The 16,954-nt window shown below is 66.3% G+C and carries 15 protein-coding genes; 7 read left to right on the forward strand and 8 right to left on the reverse strand.

The genetic code is table 11. The annotated features are described in order from the left end of the window. Positions 1-4 precede the first annotated feature (4 nt). The 3 genes from NY08_RS03305 to NY08_RS03315 all read right to left on the reverse strand — a co-directional run bounded on the left by NY08_RS03305 (position 5) and on the right by NY08_RS03315 (position 4,456). Positions 5-1,645 carry an alpha-(1->6)-mannopyranosyltransferase A gene (locus NY08_RS03305; RefSeq protein WP_032394393.1) on the reverse strand — a complete coding sequence of 547 codons (1,641 nt, stop codon included), beginning with the start codon at positions 1,643-1,645 and terminating at the stop codon, positions 5-7. Positions 1,646-1,802: 157 nt separating this feature from the next. After that, positions 1,803-3,386 (reverse strand): phytoene desaturase family protein, encoded by a 1,584-nt coding sequence (crtI, locus tag NY08_RS03310; RefSeq protein ID WP_200893162.1) that lies wholly within the window; start codon positions 3,384-3,386, stop codon positions 1,803-1,805. 11 nt (positions 3,387-3,397) lie between these two features. Further along, entirely contained in the window at positions 3,398-4,456 is a 1,059-nt protein-coding gene (locus NY08_RS03315; protein ID WP_094631678.1) for a polyprenyl synthetase family protein, read from the reverse strand. A 248-nt stretch (positions 4,457-4,704) separates the two neighbouring features. On the opposite strand from NY08_RS03315, the gene metF reads away from it, so the two are divergent. Further along, on the forward strand, positions 4,705-5,631 hold the full coding sequence (gene metF / locus NY08_RS03320; protein ID WP_032394703.1) for a methylenetetrahydrofolate reductase [NAD(P)H]: 927 nt from the start codon (positions 4,705-4,707) through the stop codon (positions 5,629-5,631). A 6-nt stretch (positions 5,632-5,637) separates the two neighbouring features. Here the strand turns inward: metF and NY08_RS03325 are convergent, their stop codons facing one another. Genes NY08_RS03325 through NY08_RS03345 form a run of 5 tightly spaced genes read right to left on the reverse strand, consistent with a single transcriptional unit; the run spans position 5,638 to position 10,617 of the window. Further along, a complete protein-coding gene (locus NY08_RS03325; protein ID WP_235387088.1) occupies positions 5,638-6,807 on the reverse strand; it encodes a glycosyltransferase in 1,170 nt (389 codons plus the stop codon). Continuing rightward, on the reverse strand, positions 6,804-7,559 hold the full coding sequence (locus NY08_RS03330; protein WP_179272919.1) for an LppM family (lipo)protein: 756 nt from the start codon (positions 7,557-7,559) through the stop codon (positions 6,804-6,806). The genes NY08_RS03325 and NY08_RS03330 overlap by 4 nt, the downstream gene beginning before the upstream one ends. 10 nt (positions 7,560-7,569) lie before the next feature. Further along, positions 7,570-8,391, reverse strand: a complete 822-nt coding sequence (locus NY08_RS03335; RefSeq protein ID WP_045194893.1) for a carotenoid biosynthesis protein — start codon at positions 8,389-8,391, stop codon at positions 7,570-7,572. Continuing rightward, the gene (locus tag NY08_RS03340) at positions 8,388-9,995 is read right to left on the reverse strand and encodes a phytoene desaturase family protein (RefSeq protein WP_082073679.1); all 1,608 of its coding nucleotides are present in this window, start codon (positions 9,993-9,995) and stop codon (positions 8,388-8,390) included. Before NY08_RS03340 ends, NY08_RS03335 begins: the two co-directional genes overlap by 4 nt. 4 nt (positions 9,996-9,999) lie before the next feature. Further along, positions 10,000-10,617: a GNAT family N-acetyltransferase gene (locus NY08_RS03345; protein ID WP_045199645.1), complete on the reverse strand. Its 618-nt coding sequence runs from the start codon at positions 10,615-10,617 to the stop codon at positions 10,000-10,002. A 196-nt stretch (positions 10,618-10,813) separates the two neighbouring features. On the opposite strand from NY08_RS03345, the gene NY08_RS03350 reads away from it, so the two are divergent. From NY08_RS03350 to NY08_RS03375, 6 genes are all read left to right on the forward strand, one after another. After that, positions 10,814-11,269, forward strand: a complete 456-nt coding sequence (locus tag NY08_RS03350; protein WP_045194895.1) for an SAV_6107 family HEPN domain-containing protein — start codon at positions 10,814-10,816, stop codon at positions 11,267-11,269. A gap of 227 nt (positions 11,270-11,496) precedes the next feature. Then, on the forward strand, positions 11,497-11,934 hold the full coding sequence (locus NY08_RS03355) for a DUF3040 domain-containing protein (RefSeq protein WP_032394390.1): 438 nt from the start codon (positions 11,497-11,499) through the stop codon (positions 11,932-11,934). A 508-nt stretch (positions 11,935-12,442) separates the two neighbouring features. Beyond that, positions 12,443-12,874, forward strand: coding sequence for a division/cell wall cluster transcriptional repressor MraZ (gene mraZ / locus NY08_RS03360; RefSeq protein ID WP_045194897.1), 432 nt, complete (start codon positions 12,443-12,445; stop codon positions 12,872-12,874). 219 nt (positions 12,875-13,093) lie between these two features. After that, entirely contained in the window at positions 13,094-14,125 is a 1,032-nt protein-coding gene (gene rsmH, locus NY08_RS03365) for a 16S rRNA (cytosine(1402)-N(4))-methyltransferase RsmH (protein ID WP_045194899.1), read from the forward strand. Further along, complete coding sequence (locus NY08_RS03370; RefSeq protein ID WP_235387089.1) at positions 14,122-14,949, forward strand: hypothetical protein; 828 nt, start codon at positions 14,122-14,124, stop codon at positions 14,947-14,949. The genes rsmH and NY08_RS03370 overlap by 4 nt, the downstream gene beginning before the upstream one ends. Further along, entirely contained in the window at positions 14,946-16,802 is a 1,857-nt protein-coding gene (locus NY08_RS03375) for a peptidoglycan D,D-transpeptidase FtsI family protein (RefSeq protein WP_045194901.1), read from the forward strand. The genes NY08_RS03370 and NY08_RS03375 overlap by 4 nt, the downstream gene beginning before the upstream one ends. The last annotated feature ends 152 nt before the right edge of the window (positions 16,803-16,954 follow it).

Below are 16,954 nucleotides of genomic sequence, written 5' to 3' on the forward strand. Positions count from 1 at the left end.
GCCCTCATGACGTGGATTCGTCTCCGGTCGGTTCCGTTGCTGGGGTCTTGGGCGCGTTCGGCACGGCACGGTGTTCCCTGGATCGGTCCGATCGTAAACGCAGCGGATCGACGCGTGTCAGCGCCAGAGCTGCGACGACCGCGGCGAAGATCGCCAGTGCGACGTGTCCGAAGGTGTACAGGCCGATCGATCCGTCGGGTTGGAAGACGAGCATGAGCCACGTCGACAGACCCGTCAGGATCATCAGGGTCGTGCGCGAAAGGGCGAAGCCTGCGGCGATCGCCAGTGGCCACGAGTAGTACCAGGGCAGGGCCGCGGGGGAGAGCACGACGGTGGCGACCAGGGCGATCAGGATGCCCTTGACCGCATCGCGTTCGGATCTGCGGCCCAACCACCAGGCCACCGCCAGAACGACCACCAGCGCTATCGCGCACAGCAGACGAGTCACATCGAGAACGGGTCCGAGGCGGAGATCGAGGAACCACGACGTGCCGACGGTCACCAGGTGCGCCAGGATCGTGGGCAGCGAGAGCCAGTTGATGATCTTGGCCGATCCGGAAAGAGCGGTCAGCCAACCGATTCCGACTCCGGCGATCACCGACGCCACGGCGAACACGGCAACGAAGACGGAGGCTCCGATGCCGGCGGTCTTGACGAACGCCAGGGCGGGCGACATCGGCTTTCGTCCCTCCGCCTGTGCCTTCTCCCGCAGATGGAGCATCCAGATCCACACCAGGAAAGGCAGCGCGAGGCCTGCTGTGGCCTTGATCGCCACCGCGATGGCGACCAGCGCGATGCCGCCCACGTGTCGATGCTCGAGCGTCAGCACGATTCCCGCGGTCATCAGGCCCACCATGAGCAACTCGTTGTGCACCCCGCCGATCAGGTGGATCAGGACCAGAGGGTTGAGGACGGCGAGCCACACCGCGGTGGTCGCTCGGCCGCCGAGGTGCTTCGCCAGCCGCGGAACCGCCCACATCATCAATGCCAGACCCGGCAACATCGTCAGGCGCAGCAACATGGTTCCAGCGATCACGTTGTCGCCGGTCAGGCTGGTGATTCCGCGGCCGAGCAGCAGGAACAACGGGCCGTACGGCGCAGTGGTGGTGGTCCAGACATTGCTGACGTTGTCGAGCAGAACTCCCGGATTGGCAACGGGGCCAACGGCATACGGATCGAATCCGTCGCGGAGCAGAGCGCCCTGCGCCAGGTACGAGTACGCGTCGCGGCTGAACATCGGCACCGACAGCAGTAGCGGTGCGGTCCATGCCGGGACGATCCAGCGCAGTTCACCCACCGTGGTGCGGCCGTGCAGAGTCGCACGCCCGAGCCGAACCCAGGCGGTGATCATCAGCAGTACGCCGACCCAGACGATGATGGTCGACAGGACGAATCCGTGGCCGAATCGCAGCCACGACAGGTGCATCTCCTCGAGCAACGGATCGCGCCTGCGCACACTGCCGGCCCCGAACCCGCCGAACACGATGCACACGGCACCGACCACACCGAGTATCGCGGCCTTGCCCTCGGGACTGCGAAGGAAGTTGCCCGTTGCGGTCACTCTGGACGGTCGTCGCGAATCCGAGGGCAGGGGGCCGTCCGACGATCGATCCTCGGAGGTGGAGTGCGACGAGATCGAAGACATTGCCGCCTGCTCCTCCTCTGCAACGAGTTGTGGGTCGAGATCCGTACGCCGGCCGATGGTTCACGCCGACCACCGAACGATCATGGTCGCAGCAATGAGCGCGACCGGCAAACGATCGCGCTCAGCTTAGTTGGTCGACGCAGTCAATCGAACGAACCTACCGTCCCGTGCGCCCCGTCACCCGCTCTGCGGCGAGCTTTCCCGACACCAGAACCGTGGGAACGCCCACTCCGGGCGTCGTGCCCGAGCCGGCGAGAACCACGTTGTCGAGCCCGGCGACCATGTTCTTGCGTCGGAACGGCCCGGTCTGCCGAAACACGTGCGCCGACGAGAACGGCGAACCGGAGATCATGCCTTTCTGCGCCCAGGTCTCGGGAGTGTCGATGTGGTCGAGTGTGAATCCGTCGAGTAGGCCCTTGTACCCCCGACCTTCCATGGTCGTCAGGATCTCGCGAAGGTACGGCTGCGCCAATTCGTTCCAGGGAAGGGGCGCGCTGTCGAGATTGGGGCACGGTGCGAGGATCGACACCGGCTCGCATCGGACACCGTCACGCACCATCTCGAGTTGGGTATCGCTGACCGACGGTCGGGTGATCAGCAGCGACGGATCGGCCATCAAGGACCCCTTGCCCGCCCTTGCGGTGATCCGGCGGAAGGTCTCGGCCCATTCGTCACCGAAGTCGATGGTGTGATGTGCGCGCGCGGGCCACGTCGCCGTCACGTCGGCGGGAACGGTTCCGTGCGCGACGACCGCCGACGGCGAGACCACGCCGTATCCGTTCCGGCGGCCCTTCTTCGACACCGACGCCCGGTCGAGCAGTCGGTCGACGACGGGCAGGTCCGCGGTGAGAACGAGTGCGTCGCAAGCGATTCGACCGCCGGCTGCGGTGATCACGGAGTCGGCACGACCTCGGTCGACGGTGATGTCGACGATCTCGGTGCCGAGTTCGAGCGTGCCACCCGCGGTGACGAACGCGTCGGCCATGGCCCGTGCGATGGCCGCCATCCCGCCTTCCGGGAAGAACACTCCGAGCGAGGTGTCCATGTGTGCGATGGCTCCGTAGACCGCGAGCGCCTTCTGAGGTGCCATGCCGGCGTAGAGCGCCTGGAACGTGAACACGCGACGCAGGCGAGTGTCCTTCAGGAACTTGTCGACGCGTGGCCCGAGGCGGCCGAAGCCGCCCAGTCTGGTCAGCGTAGCGGTGTCGGAGATCGCAGCTTTCGATCCCACGAGATCGAGCGGTGAATCGAAGTTCGAGTCGATGAAGCGGTCGAACTCGGCGTCGAAGATGTCGGCGAGCCAGCGTCGCAGTTCTCGATATCCCTGCGCCTCGGCCGGGCCGCAGGTTCGCTCGACCTCGGCCGCCATGGCCTCGGGATCGGAGTAGACGTCGATGGACGTGCCGTCGGCGTAACGCGTGTGATAGGACGGCGACAGAGCGGTCAGCCGAATCGGCGGCGTGGTCGACTCGAAGTCGGCACCCACGGCGGCGAGCGCCTCGAGCACCAGGTTCGGCATCGTGAGCACGCTCGCGCCGTTGTCGATGTCGTACAGGTGCGTTCCGTCGGCGTCCGATACCGGGTACACCCCGACGCGGCCGCCCACGGTCTCCTCGCGCTCGACGATGGTGACTTTCCTGCCTGCTCCCAGCAGATGCAGACCGGCGGCCAGGCCGGCCAAACCGGCTCCTACGACGACCACGGTGTCGGTGGTGCCGGAGACCGTGCGGATCGAAGACATGACGCTCTCTTTCAGTACTGCCGTTGGATGGCGGCGGTTGCCATGGCACGCAGGTGCGCGGCAGCGACCGGTTCGATCGAACTGTTGTCGAGGGCGGCAACGGCCCGGGTCCCGAGTTCGTCGATCTGTTTCTCGACCGCGTCCACTGCGCCGAGTTCGACGAGGATGGAACGTATGTCGGCCACTTCGTTCGCGTCGAGTTCGGTTCCGAGGCTGGCCCTGATCGTGGCTGCACGATCCGGCCGGGTCCGGTCGGCTTTCTCCAGCGCCAGCGCGATCAGCACGGTGCGTTTGCCCTCGGTGATGTCGTCGCCCGACGGTTTGCCGGTGACCTCGGGATCGCCGAACACCCCGAGGAGGTCGTCGCGCAGCTGGAACGCGATTCCGATGTCCGCACCGAAGTTGCGGTAGGCCGAGATCAGGTTCTCGTCGGCATCGGCGAGGACTGCGCCGAGATGCAGCGGCCGCTCGACGGTGTAGGCAGCGGTCTTGTATCGGTTGACTCGCATGGCAGCCGCGACACTCTCGTCGGTGCCTGCCTCGGCTTCGATGTCGAGCAACTGGCCGCCGAGAACCTCCGTGCGCATCGCCGACCACACCGGTTGGACCCGTCGTGCGGCATCGGCGTCGATGCCGGACTCGCGCAGGAGATCGTCTGCCCAACACAGGGCGAGATCGCCGACGAGGATCGCTGCCGATTCACCGAAATGGTCCGCGCCGCCGGACCACCCCGCGTCTCGGTGCCGTTGGGCGAACCCGACGTGCACGGTCGGGAAACCGCGTCGGGTACTGGAGGAATCGATGATGTCGTCGTGGATGAGGGCGCAGGCCTGGATCAGTTCGAGCGCCGAGCACGCCCGCAGCACTGCGTCCGCTCGGGCACCGGTGGATTCACCGCCTGCACCGAGCCATGCGGTCCAGGCGAATGCAGGGCGCATGCGCTTGCCACCGCGAAGTACGAAGGCCTCGAGGTCGGCCACCGCAGCGGGATAGCCGCCACCGACGGTGTCGACGACATCTCGGCGTGAGGTGAAGAACTCGGCGAGCGTCGCGTCGACGGCCGTGCGCATCGCCTTCGGGTCGTGCGCGGCGGCGGGAGTGTCGACTACGGGTGAAGAAAAGTCTCCGGACAGGACGATCCTCCAAGGTTGCTGTGGATTGCGTGAATTCTCATTCCCACAGTAATGGCCGTGGAAACCCTGGACCGACCTGCAGCGAACATCTGTCGTCAGGGATGCCCGACGGGCTTCGGTGGGCCGCAACCTATGATCTTCGGGTGAGCGAAGATTCCGTCAGGGGGCGGTCGAGTCGAGGATTCGTGACGAGAACACCGTCCATCGTCGACCGACTACGGACAGAACCCGAGGCCAGGATCCCGTTCTCGGTGGAGTTCTCGCCTCCGCGAGACGCGGCCGCCGAGGCCAGGCTGTGGCGGGCGGTCCGTGAGTTCGAACAACTTCAGCCCGCATTCGTGTCGATGACCTACGGCGCGGGGGGCTCCACCCGTGATCGGACGGTGCGTGTCACCGGTCAGATCGCCGAGGAGACCACCCTTCTGCCTGTGGCGCATCTCACTGCTGTCTCGCACAGTGTGGACGAGCTGCGATCCATGGTGGGGTCGTACGCGGACCGCGGTATCACCAACATCCTCGTACTTCGCGGAGATCCCCCCGGAGATCCACTCGGCGACTGGGAGAAGCATCCGGACGGTGTCGAGTACGCCGAGGAGCTCGTCCGGCTGGTTCGCGATCTCGGCGACTTCCACGTCGGCGTGGCGTCGTTCCCCGAAGGGCACCACCGCGCAGGCGATCTCGAACAGGACACCCGATGCCTGGTCGGGAAGTTGCGGGCGGGAGCGGAGTACTCGATCACTCAGATGTTCTTCGATGTGGACGACTACCTGCGTCTACGTGATCGTGTGTCGGCGTTCGACGCCGAGCAGGGTGCCAAGCCGATCATTCCCGAGATCATGCCCATCACCTCGCTTCGGTCGGTTCGCCGGATGCTCGAGCTCTCGGGCACGACGCTTCCGTCGCACCTGGACGAGAAGTTCACGCGCGCAGCGGGATCCGGCCCCGAGGAGGACCGCGCCGCGGTCCGAGAAGTGGGCATCGAACTCGCGACGAACATCGGTGAGCGCCTGATCTCCGAGGGCGCACCCGGACTGCACTTCATCACTCTCAACTTCGCGCGCGCGACGCGTGAGGTGCTCAGCAACCTGGGGCTTGCAGCCGCGCGAGTGTGAGACGGGTCAGGTGTGCGGCGGAGGCATCGGGCGCGACTTCCACGACAGCGAGCCGCGACGCCTGCGCACGTGGGACTCTGCGACGAGTCCGACGAAGGCGAGAATCGAGACCGGGTGCAGCGCGGCGTCGACTGCGTCGCCCACCCCGAACCGCGATCCCGTCTCGCGCCGCCGCACGGACATCCGTGACACCGTGCCTGCGAGATAGCCGGCGTAGCCGAGGCGACGCGCGACACCCGAGGAGGTGAGCGCAGTGATCGGGGGCAGCACGTACACGACGGTCAGTGCCAGGGCCGCCGCCACCGAACCGGCCGGTCCACCGAACTCGTTCCACAACCACCTGCTGTAGCCGGACCGCAACTCCGCTGCCGATCGGTACATCCGGCATCGAACGAACCCCGCACCCGACGCCACCGCGGTGGAGAACCCCCGCCGACGCAGAACGCGTGCCAGATCCAGGTCCTCGGTTGCGCTCGCGGCGACGCAGCCGTGGCCCCCCACGGCCCGGTAGGCGGCGGCGTCGAAAGCCATGAACTGCCCGCAGGCGACCGCCATCGACGGTGCGAGCGTCGCGTTGCCGAGAGGGACGGGAAGCGTGGACATCCACGACCATGCGAGCAGGGGCTGGACCAGCCGCTCGACGGTGCTCTCGGCCAGTTGCTCCGGCCACGGGCACAGCAGGGAGGCACCGCGCCGTCGCAGCATGCGGGCCGCTGCCGCCACGGCCTCCGGTTCCAGGCGCACATCGGCATCGACGAACACGATCAACGACGTCGTCGGGTCGTCCTCGTCGGCCAGTCTCGCGAGCTCGGCGCACGCGGCGGCCTTACCGGTCCAGCCGGCCGGGGGAGCGACACCGGAGGTCACGACGCGAATCCTCGGATCACCGCCTGCAGCCGCGCGGGCAGCGGAGGCCGTTCCGTCGGTCGAGTCGTCGTCGAGGACGATCACTCGCAGATCCGTGCACGATCGTTGCTTCGCGAGATCGCCGATCAGCGCGGGAAGCGTTGCGGCCTCGTTGCGGGCGGGAACACAGACGACGACGCTTTCGGTGACGTCCTGCTCCGGGGAGTGCAGGCTCGGCATGAACCGAGAGTTGAACTCCGACACCGCGGCCGACGCAGCCGCGAGGACGGCAGCGGTGGCCGTCGTTCGCGCGAGCACGCGGTCTTTCACACAGATGTTCTCTCGGTCGAGCTTCCCGGCTCGGTACCGCGCGAGCCGCGGCCCCGCAGCGGTGGATTGCGCGACACCCAGGCCATGGCTCCGACGATGGCCGCGACACCGACCGTCACCCCGCCCACGATGCCGGCCCAGCCGGCGAAGCTTCTGGTGTTGGGATCGGGATAGTTGACCTCGGCGCGCACCGAGGTGACCTCGCCTGCCGGCAACTTCCAGGAGATCGAGTTGTCGCTCTCGCGGGTGCCGTTGGTGGTGCCGATGCGGGCCGGGAACGCGATGGTGAACTGTACGTCCGTGCCCTGAACCGGAACGGAGGACAGATCGGCGTTGCCGGCAAGAGTGACGGTGTCACCCGATCGCTGCAGTGTCAGCTGGAACGATCCGGCCGCGTTCTGGAAGATCGAGCCGAGGGTCTGCACGTCGCCGAACGAGAGATCGTCGAAGATGGCCTGCGATCCGACGTATCCGTCCTGGTCGTACGGCTCGACGCGAACCTTGTCCTCGATCGAGGAGGGAACCACCAGTTCCGGGCCGGTGTCGGAGTCCGATGTCGGCACGCTGGCCGCCACGATCTGACCTGCGACACGGTCGTTCGCCGACACGCCCATCGTGACCTGCACGCGCAGGCAACCGGCCAGCATCGGCGCGACCAGCAGGGCCAGTGCGACCACCGAGAGAACGCGGCGGCGGTGGGTTCGATGAGGTGTTCGCGATGTCGACTGCACAGCGACATCGTGCCAGGGCATCGAGGTGATGTCAGTCGGCAGGGGTTGTCAGCGAGGCGTGTCGGGTGTTCCTGGACAGACGGGCATTCCACAGCAGTGGTATGCCGACGACGCCCATGACGACGAATCCGTACACCGCCGAGAAGCGAAGCTCCGGACCGTCGAGGAACACCGCGTGCGCGAGCGCCGACCCGAGCCACGTCCACAGGAACAATCCGATGGGCACTGCGTCGTCGGACGACCGGGGGCGACCGACGGCGCGGTCGAGCGATTCCATCACCGCAGCCATCAGCGTCGCCACCACCAGCCAGCCGAGGTAGTTGGTCAGCGGAATCGACGGCACACCCGGCAGCCCGACCGAACCGGCGGTCCAGGTCCACTGTCCGTCGGTGACCATCTGTGGATCCAGGTAGAGGTCCCAGCCGACCATCCCCACCGCCACGGCCACGATTCGCAGTGCGGTGGCGCGCGCCTGCGTCGTGTCGAGACGGCCGACGACGAAGGTCACTGCACACCAGATCGGGTAGAACCCGGCCGTCCACGCCAGAGGGACCACGACGGGTACCTCGAACAGGCTCGGGCCCAAGCGATTCTGCGCGTAGAAGTATTCGCCGAACGGGATGCCGGTGGCCGTGCCGACGAGTTCGGACGCGAACCCGGTTCCTGCGGTCACGACGACGAGAACGGTGGCCCACACGACACCGCGGTTCAGCGCCGCGTGCAGGATCGACGCGAGCGCGAGCAGGGCCACCACCGCCACCGTCACTGCGTCCCTGGTCGATCCCGACACCAGTGGATAGAGGATCTGGCAGCCCACGGCAGCGGTCGCCACGACGATCGGAACGACCTTCATTCCCGTTTCCTTCCGAAGAACGTGCGACGGCGGGCTGCGCGGGCGTCGGCGATCGCGATTCGGGCCGCCGACCGACCACTGGCCGCGGTGACCCCTCCGCCGGGGTGGGTCGATGCGCCGGTGAGATAGAGCCCGTCGGCACCGGGGACCCGATGCCCGGCCAGTCGAGGATGCGGCCGCCACATCATCATCTGGTCCAACGACATGTCCAGGTGCATGATGTTGCCTCCGATCAGACCGAGCTCACGCTCGATGTCCGGCGGCGATTGAACGAACCGATCCAACACGGACTCGGCGAAACCGGGTGCGTACCGGTCCAGTTCGGCCACGATTCGATCTGCCTCGAACTCGGCCAACGAGCGCTCGCCCGGAACGTCCGATCGCCACTGCCTGCCGTCGGCGAGGGTATGGGGATGCCACTGCGACCACAGTGAGATCTGGTGCTGTCCCGGCGGTGCGATGGTGGGATCGAGTGCGCTGAAGGACATTCCCAGCACGGCCGGGGTGGGCGGCAGGTCGCCGGCCAGCGCGTGCCCGTGCGCCAACCGCAACTGGCTGCGGTCGCGTACCAGCAGCGCCAGACCGTGGGTGCCGTCCTCGATGCGGTCGGCACTCGGGTACGTCGGAAGAGCGTCGGTGGCCAGTCTGACCGCAGTACCAATACCCGGTCCTACCCGAATCGTGCTGCGCCACGGGGCGATCTGCGCCGAGTCGTGTCCACCGGCTTCGAGAAGGTCGAGGGTGGTCAGGATGTGGCAGCCGGCCACGACGATGCGGCTGTCGATCTCCCGTCCCGACGCGGTCCTGGTGGTCCAGCCGTGCGGGCGGCGCACGAGCGAGGTGACCGCGTCGCCGAGTGTCAGTTCGGCACCGTCGCGCTGCAGCCGAGCGATCATCGCCTCGGTCAATGCTCCGCTGCCGCCGACGGCGCGGCCCGGCGGAAGGGTGTGCATGAGGGCCGCGAAGCCGACCATCGGTGCGGTACCTGGCTCGGACATCGGCGGACCCGACTGAGCGCCGAACCAGGCGAGCGCAGCCTTGAGTCGTTCGCTCGAGAACATCTCGTCCAACAGGGAATCGCCGGTGGCGAGGAACTCACGCGAGAGCATGCTGCCGCCGTCGGGAGCACCGAGACCCCAGAAGGATCGGAGCAGTTTCGGACCGGTGGGTGGCCCACCGAACGCACGCATGGTGCGTTCGCTGCGGGGGCCCCAGACGGAGACGAACGTTCGGTAGGCGCGCGCGTCGGCTGCGCCGCAGGCGGCGGCGATGGACTCGCAGGTTCGTTCCAGGCTTCGGTGGAAGACGATTCCGCGTTCGTCGGTGCCGACGGCTCCCGGCGCGAACGCCCAGGGGTCGCAGTCGATGTAGCGCAGTCCGAACTCGGCGAGGCCGAGCTCCTCGATGATGCCTGTGTGCCGAATCATGATGTGTGCCGACGACCCACGGTCCACTCGGTGGCCGGGAAAGCGTTCCACCGTCGAGACCGCGCCGCCGGCGACGGAGTCGCGCTCGAGAACCTCGACCGACATGCCGGCATCGGTCAGGTAACAGGCGGAGGTCAGGGCATTGTGGCCGGAGCCCACCACCACAGCATCGATCACACCCTCAGGCTACTGGCCCGTCGAGGGGCAACCGGCGGCCCAGGACCGCGAAGGGTCGTCGGTCCCCGCTGAAGGTGAAGTCGCGCAGTACGTCCGCGAAGCCGAGCCTGCGGTAGAGCCGCCAGGCTCGGTTGTCCTCCTCGGCTACTTCGGGTGTGGACAACATCACGTTGGCCGCCGAGACGCCGCGCAGCAGTCGGCTGCACAGTCGTCCACCGAGACCGTGCCCCTGGGCGCTCGGGAGAACGTGCAACTCGGTCAGCTCGAAGTAGTCCGCGAGCGTGGCTTCGACGGTCTGCGGGGAATGCCCCGTGCGCCGCAGACCGTCGCGAACCTGTTGATGCCACCACTGGTGCGCGGCACCGTGGTAGCCGTACGCGACGGCCACCAGCGAATCGGGCTGTGTCGGATCGGCGTTCGGGAGCAGTGCGCCGACGGCTCGCCAGCCCGGGCGGTGCAGGTGTTCACTCCACATCGGGGCTCGGCTCTGTTCGGTTCCACGCGGATAGCCCATGGCCTCGACGTAGATGGACAGTGCCTCGAACAGCCGCTGGCGGAATTCCGGGGGCGTCAGATCGACCAGGTACGGCGTTGTCCGCGCATCGGTGACGACTGTTCTCAACCTTTCTTCGGCAACTTGTCGGTGGGCACGGCTATATTGAATGTGTCGAACGGGTGTTCGACAATCGGGGCCGAGTGCGCCGGTGGCTTCGGCTCGGATGTCGAGTCGGATTCTTCCGGAGTTCGACTGTAAGGCTTCGCCACGGTTCCGGCCGCGCCAGGTGCGCGCCGGAGATTCGAACTGGAGGTGTTCGAGTATGACGATCACGAAGGCATTCGATGCCGGAGTGCGGTCGCCGGTGTCGCGTCAGGCTCAGATTCTGCTGGGCCGGGCCGATGCTCTGCTGTCCGAGTCCATCGGGGAGAGCGATGCCGGAGATCGATTTCTCGGCAGCTACGCCGCTGCACTGAAAGGCGCGGCAGCTGTGCTGGCGTCGTTGCCGAATTCGATCGGCGCGCGTCCTCGTTCGCGCAGTGCGTGGGTGTTGATGGCAAAGGCGGCACCGGATCTCGCCGTCTGGGCCGACTATTTCGCGTCTTTCTCCGCCACCAGGGCGGCGGTCGAGGCCGGCGCGTCGAGCACGATCGCCGATCTCGATGCCGACGATTTCCATCGACACGTCGGTCGTTTTCTGAACTCGATCGAGGACCGACTCGGCGGGCAGGCTCGATTCGCGTCCGTCGACCCCATGACGGCGCCCCTGTCTGCGTAGCGCACCGAGCTGGACGTCAGGTGACAATCGCCACGTCATCGGGTGTTCGCCCAAGGTTTTCGGGACGTGCGTCTCGAAAACTTCGGTGTTTCTCAGGAACACATCGACCGAGTAGGTGGTAAGCGGCCGATTCAGCTCGTATCATCGACAGCAGGTAGCCGCCAAGGTCAGCTTCCCGTCGTTTCGGAACCGAAATGACCTTCAATATCTGTGCAGGGGGAGGTACCGTGCCACTCTCCGAGCACGAGCAGCGCATGCTCGACCAGATCGAGAGCGCTCTCTACGCCGAGGATCCCAAATTCGCGTCTCATGTGAGGGGCGGTCGCGTACGTGCGGCGTCGAGCAGGAGGCGCTTTCAGGCTGCCGCTCTGTTCGTAGTGGGACTCGTGTTGCTCGTCGCCGGTGTTGCATTGTCGACGAACAGCCTGGCTTTTCTCGTCGTCAGTCTCATCGGCTTTTTGTTCATGTTCGGTGCCGGGGCACTGTTCCTGTTCGGTGGTTCCAACAAGGGAGCCGCAGCGTCGCAGGACGAGGGCAGCGCATCCAACGATGCTGCCGAGACGTCCGGGCGTGGTACCGGACAGAAATCGAAGGGTGGTCGCAAGGGCGGCAGCTTCACCTCTCGCATGGAAGATCGGTTCCGTAAGAGGTTCGAGCAGGACTGAGTCGACCGGGTTACGCCGAATCGACCCTTATCGGCTCGTCTCCACAACTTCACGCGTCAACGTAGAACAGCATCTCACCCTCGGGTGAGGTGCTGTTGTCGTTTCTGCGTTCGAACGGACGCCGCCCGATCGACTGCAGCCCTCCGCTCCGCGTCGAGGGCCGGTTCGCGTGTTCGCGCGCGGGAGTTCTGGGACACGTCCCCCACTGTCACCCACGCTCCCCACTTTTCCCCACCGCGGCCCCACCGAGGGGCCGAGATCGACCGTCGTCCACCACCGTAGGTGCTGCGTGCCTGGTCAGGCTACTTCGATGCTGGACTCGTGCGCCATGGCGTCCGGTTCGAGCCCTCGGAATCGCCCGCGGTATCGCTGACGGCAGCGCCGATCTTCTACGTCTTGACCAGCGCAGACAGTGACTTCTCCAAAGTTTTCCGGCCGTGAATGGTTCGAAGTGGGGGAGAGTGGGGTAAAGTGGTCCGCAGCGGAGAGTCGAGGCTGGAGGTGGCGAGTGTTTCTCGGTACCTACACGCCGAAGCTCGACGACAAAGGTCGACTCACGTTGCCGGCCAAGTTTCGGGACGCGCTTGCAGGAGGGGTCATGGTGAGCAAGGGGCAGGATTTCAGCCTCGCTGTCTACACCGGGGCCGACTTCGCGGAGCGCTCTCGGAAGTTGACGGCGGCTTCTCGTGCCAACCCCAAAGCCCGTGCCTACGTTCGCCAGTTCTTCTCGGGAACAGACGAACAGCGGCCGGACGGACAGGGACGCATCACCATCAGTCCCGAGCATCGCCGCTATGCGGGGCTCGAACGAAACTGCGTGGTGATCGGTTCGATGGACTTCATCGAGATCTGGAACGACGAAGCGTGGGCGCGCTACTCCGCTGAGAACGAGCAGGATTTCTCCGACGCTTTCGACGAGTCCCTCGGAGGGATCTTGTAGCCCGACCAGGTCGCCTGCGAGTGCAGCGAGGCCTCTGCCCGATCAGAACCCTGACGTTCTTCCCCAACGCCAGGTTTCGCAGATCAGGACCCTGACGTTCTTCCCCAACGCCAGGTTCCCTATCGGACAGGGACCTCGAAGCATTCGTATCGGCCTCGGTGGGCGACCTGCACGGCCCGGACCCGGGCGAGAAGTACGTACGCGCGACCGGGAGGAACCATGACGGAGGGCACCGGGCCGGACGAGAGCGACTCGTCCGCCGACCGAACCCATCGTCGATCCTCGGGCCCGCTCCACGTTCCGGTTCGTCTCGAGCGAGCCGACGAACTGCTCGGACCCGCGCTCGAATCCACCGGCGATACCCGGGTCATGATCGACGCGACACTCGGACTCGGCGGTCACTCCGAGCACTTCTTGCGGACCTATCCGCACCTGCACCTGATCGGGCTCGACCGGGATCCCGACGCGCTCGAGTTGGCCGGAGCCCGGTTGGCTCCGTTCGCCGATCGAATCACGTTGGTGCACACGACCTACGACGGCATCGCCGAAGCGCTCGACGAGGCCGGCCTGCCTGCGGTCGGCTCCGTTCACGCCATCCTGTTCGATCTCGGTGTGTCGTCCATGCAGTTGGACGAATCCGACCGCGGATTCGCCTACTCCGTCGACGCCCCATTGGACATGCGAATGAATCCGACCGTGGGTATCACCGCCGCAGACGTCCTCAACACGTACTCGCACGGCGAGATCGCACGGGTCCTGAGCACCTACGGCGAGGAGCGGTTCGCCGGAAAGATCGCCTCCGCCGTTCTGCGTCACCGAGAGCACACGCCCTTCACCACGAGCGGGCCGTTGGTCGAATTGCTCTATGCCGCAATTCCGGCCGCAACGCGGCGCACCGGTGGGCACCCTGCCAAGCGAACCTTCCAGGCCCTGCGTATCGAGGTCAACGGTGAACTGGAGTCGTTGAAGGCGGCGGTACCTGCCGGGCTCGACGCGTTGGCTGTCGGAGGCCGGGTGGTCTTCATGTCGTATCAGTCGCTCGAAGACCGAGTTGTCAAGCAGGATTTGGCGCCTCGGATCAAGTCCCGCAGTCCGGAAGGGCTGCCGGTCGAGCTTCCCGGAATGGGTCCGGAGTTTCGGCTCCTGACCAGAGGTGCCGAGCGTGCATCGGATGCAGAAATCGAGACAAACCCACGTTCGGCTCCGGTGAGATTGCGCGCCGCCGAACGGATTGCAAGGAGAGCGGAATGACGGTTCCAGTCACAACCAGTGGACCACAACGCAATCGGGTTCCGGCATCGCCCCGCAGCGCCGTACGGCAGGCCCCACTCTCGCGGCCCGAACGTACGGGTAAGGGTGGTGGACGGTCCGGTGCTGCACTGCGGGCATACGAGCGCAGGCAGCAGCGGGCGTCGATCCACACCTCGGATTCTGCGCGCGGTTCCGTAGCCGGTGCCCGGGCTTCGCTGAACGGAAGCGCCATCGCGGCGCGAATTCCGTTCGTCGCCTTGATCATCGGCCTGCTCGCCATCGGTCTCGGTCTGACGTTGCTGCTGACCACACGGTCCGCGGGAGACTCCTACGATCTCAGCGCCGCCAAGGCCGTCAACGCCGAACTGGCTCAGCAGCGGGCCTCGTTGCAGCGTGATGTGGAGTTGGCGGAGTCGGCTCCGGAATTGGCGCGCAAGGCCGCCGAACTCGGAATGGTCCCGGTCAAGAACTCCGCACATCTGATCGTCGCGCCGGACGGCGGCGTGCAGGTCGTCGGTACCCCGGCTCCGGCCGACGGTGCACCGGTGGCACCGCTCGATCCGGTGTCGCCCGCGGCCGCAGGCGAGGGAACCGTCACGAATCCGAGCACGCAGTCGCCGCAGCAGCAGACGCCGAGAAGCGCGTCGCAGCCGAATCGAACGTCTGGCACGATCGACACCCGCGCCGCCACGCCGAGTTCGAGCAATGGAGCTGGAAAGACCGCGCTTGCTGAACAATTGGTCCCCATGAGCATCCCCTCGCTCGAAACACCTGCGGTCGAAGCCCCCGAGCCCACCGGCGAAGCATCGGGTGACGGGCAGTGACCAGGCCCTCGCCTGCTCCACGCCGTCGACCACCGAGCCGAAAGCGTCTCGACTCGTCCACCTTTCGGTTTCGTCACGGCACCGGCCGCGTTCTGATGTATCTGGCGCTGGCCGTTGCGGCGGCACAGTTGCTGTGGATTCAGGGATTCGATGCGCCCAGGTTGTCGGCCGAGTCGGCGTCGCAACGCACCACCACTCTCGTCGATCCGGCGCTACGGGGATCCATCCTGGACCGCAACGGCAATCCGATCGCCTTCACGATGGAAGCCAAAGCGTTGACGTTCCAACCGGTTCGGGTTCGCAAGGAACTCGACGAGGCCCGGGCGAAGGACCCGACCGAGCCGGAGACCGAGCAGTACCTCGAGGACATCGCCGCCCGTATCCATGGCGACCTCGGTGATGTGATCAGCGAGAAGGATCTGCTCGCGAAGCTGAAGAGCAACGACGAATTCACCTACCTCGCACGCGGAGTGGACGCCACCGTGGCGTCGAAGATCAGCAAGGATTTCAAGCAGGTCGGGCTGGAGCGTCAGGACATCCGTGAGTACCCGGGCGGATCGCTGGCCGGGAACATCGTCGGTGCCACCGGTTGGGACGGACACGGTCTGCTGGGTCTAGAGGATGCGCTCGACGCGACCCTGGCCGGAACCGACGGTTCGCAGACCTACGACCGCGGATCCGACGGTGCCGTCATCCCCGGAAGCTGGCGGGACAAGCAGCCTGCCGTCAACGGTTCGACCGTCGAACTGACCATCGACGCAGATCTGCAGTACTACGTGCAGCAGCAGGTGCAGTTGGCCAAGGACCTGTCGGGAGCGAAGAACGCCTCGGCGTACGTGCAGGATTCGCACACCGGCGAGGTGCTCGCCATGTCCAACGACAACACCTTCAATCCCGGCATCGGAGTCGGCAACAACGAGCGCACCAAGGAAATGGGCAACCTGCCCGTCACCACGCCGTTCGAGCCCGGTTCGGTGAACAAGATCATCACCGCGGCCGCGGCCATCGAGTACGGACTCACCACGCCCGACGAGGTGCTGCAGGTGCCGGGCAGCATTTTCATGTCCGGTGTGTCGGTCAAGGATGCGTGGGACCACGGTGTCGCGCCGTACACGACGACCGGCGTGTTCGGTAAGTCCTCCAACGTCGGCACGCTGATGCTTGCCCAACGCGTCGGCGAGGACCGCTACGCGGACATGTTGACCAGGTTCGGCCTGGGCCAGCGCAGCGACGTCGGGCTACCGGGCGAGAGCGCGGGCAACGTCCCGAGCCGTGACCAGTGGTCGGGCGGCACGTTCGCCAACCTCCCCATCGGCCAGGGACTGTCGATGACGCTGCTGCAGATGACGGGGATGTACCAGGCCATCGCCAACGACGGAGTGCGCATCCCGCCGAGGATCGTCGAGGCGACGGTGGACGCGAACGGTCAGCGGACAGAGACCCAGCAGCCCGACGGTGTGTACGTCGTCAGCCCCGATACGGCGAAGACCGTCCGCAACATGTTCCGATCCGTCACCCAGGACGACACCGGAAACCAGCGCGGTACCGGAGTTGCCGCGGGCGTCGAGGGATACCAGATCAGTGGCAAGACGGGTACGGCTCAGCAGGTCGACCCCGAGTGCAAGTGCTACTCGAACTCGAACTACTGGATCACGTTCGCCGGCATCGCGCCCGCGGACGATCCCCGCTACGTGATCGGGATCATGCTCGACGCCCCGACCCGCAGCGCCGACGGTTCCGGCGGCCAGTCGGCAGCACCGCTGTTCCACAACATCGCCAGCTGGATGCTGCAGCGGGACAGCGTGCCGATGTCCGCCGACCCCGGACCCAAGCTGGTTCTGCAGGCGGACTGAGATCCCAACCCGCCGGTCCGCGAGTCGGGGCGGCGACATCATGATCCCGGACGCCGGTAATCTGACACATCGGCTCGGGCGTGTTCGTTCGGCTGCCGCCGCGGCGTGATCGAGCCGCGGCAGGCGCGCGGCCGGCAGTAGAGAGGAAGGGA

Origin of the sequence: Rhodococcus sp. B7740 (assembly GCF_000954115.1) — a bacterium.
Lineage (GTDB): Bacteria > Actinomycetota > Actinomycetes > Mycobacteriales > Mycobacteriaceae > Rhodococcoides.

What these genes read in the sequence shown, in the direction of transcription:
- NY08_RS03335 (WP_045194893.1), bottom strand. Translation starts at nt 8,391, where the DNA reads ATGAAGGTCGTTCCGATCGTCGTGGCGACCGCTGCCGTGGGCTGCCAG.
- rsmH (WP_045194899.1), top strand. Translation starts at nt 13,094, where the DNA reads ATGACGGAGGGCACCGGGCCGGACGAGAGCGACTCGTCCGCCGACCGA.
- crtI (WP_200893162.1), bottom strand. Translation starts at nt 3,386, where the DNA reads ATGTCTTCGATCCGCACGGTCTCCGGCACCACCGACACCGTGGTCGTC.
- NY08_RS03305 (WP_032394393.1), bottom strand. Translation starts at nt 1,645, where the DNA reads ATGTCTTCGATCTCGTCGCACTCCACCTCCGAGGATCGATCGTCGGAC.
- NY08_RS03315 (WP_094631678.1), bottom strand. Translation starts at nt 4,456, where the DNA reads ATGCGCACGGCCGTCGACGCGACGCTCGCCGAGTTCTTCACCTCACGC.
- NY08_RS03370 (WP_235387089.1), top strand. Translation starts at nt 14,122, where the DNA reads ATGACGGTTCCAGTCACAACCAGTGGACCACAACGCAATCGGGTTCCG.
- NY08_RS03350 (WP_045194895.1), top strand. Translation starts at nt 10,814, where the DNA reads ATGACGATCACGAAGGCATTCGATGCCGGAGTGCGGTCGCCGGTGTCG.
- NY08_RS03330 (WP_179272919.1), bottom strand. Translation starts at nt 7,559, where the DNA reads ATGCCCTGGCACGATGTCGCTGTGCAGTCGACATCGCGAACACCTCAT.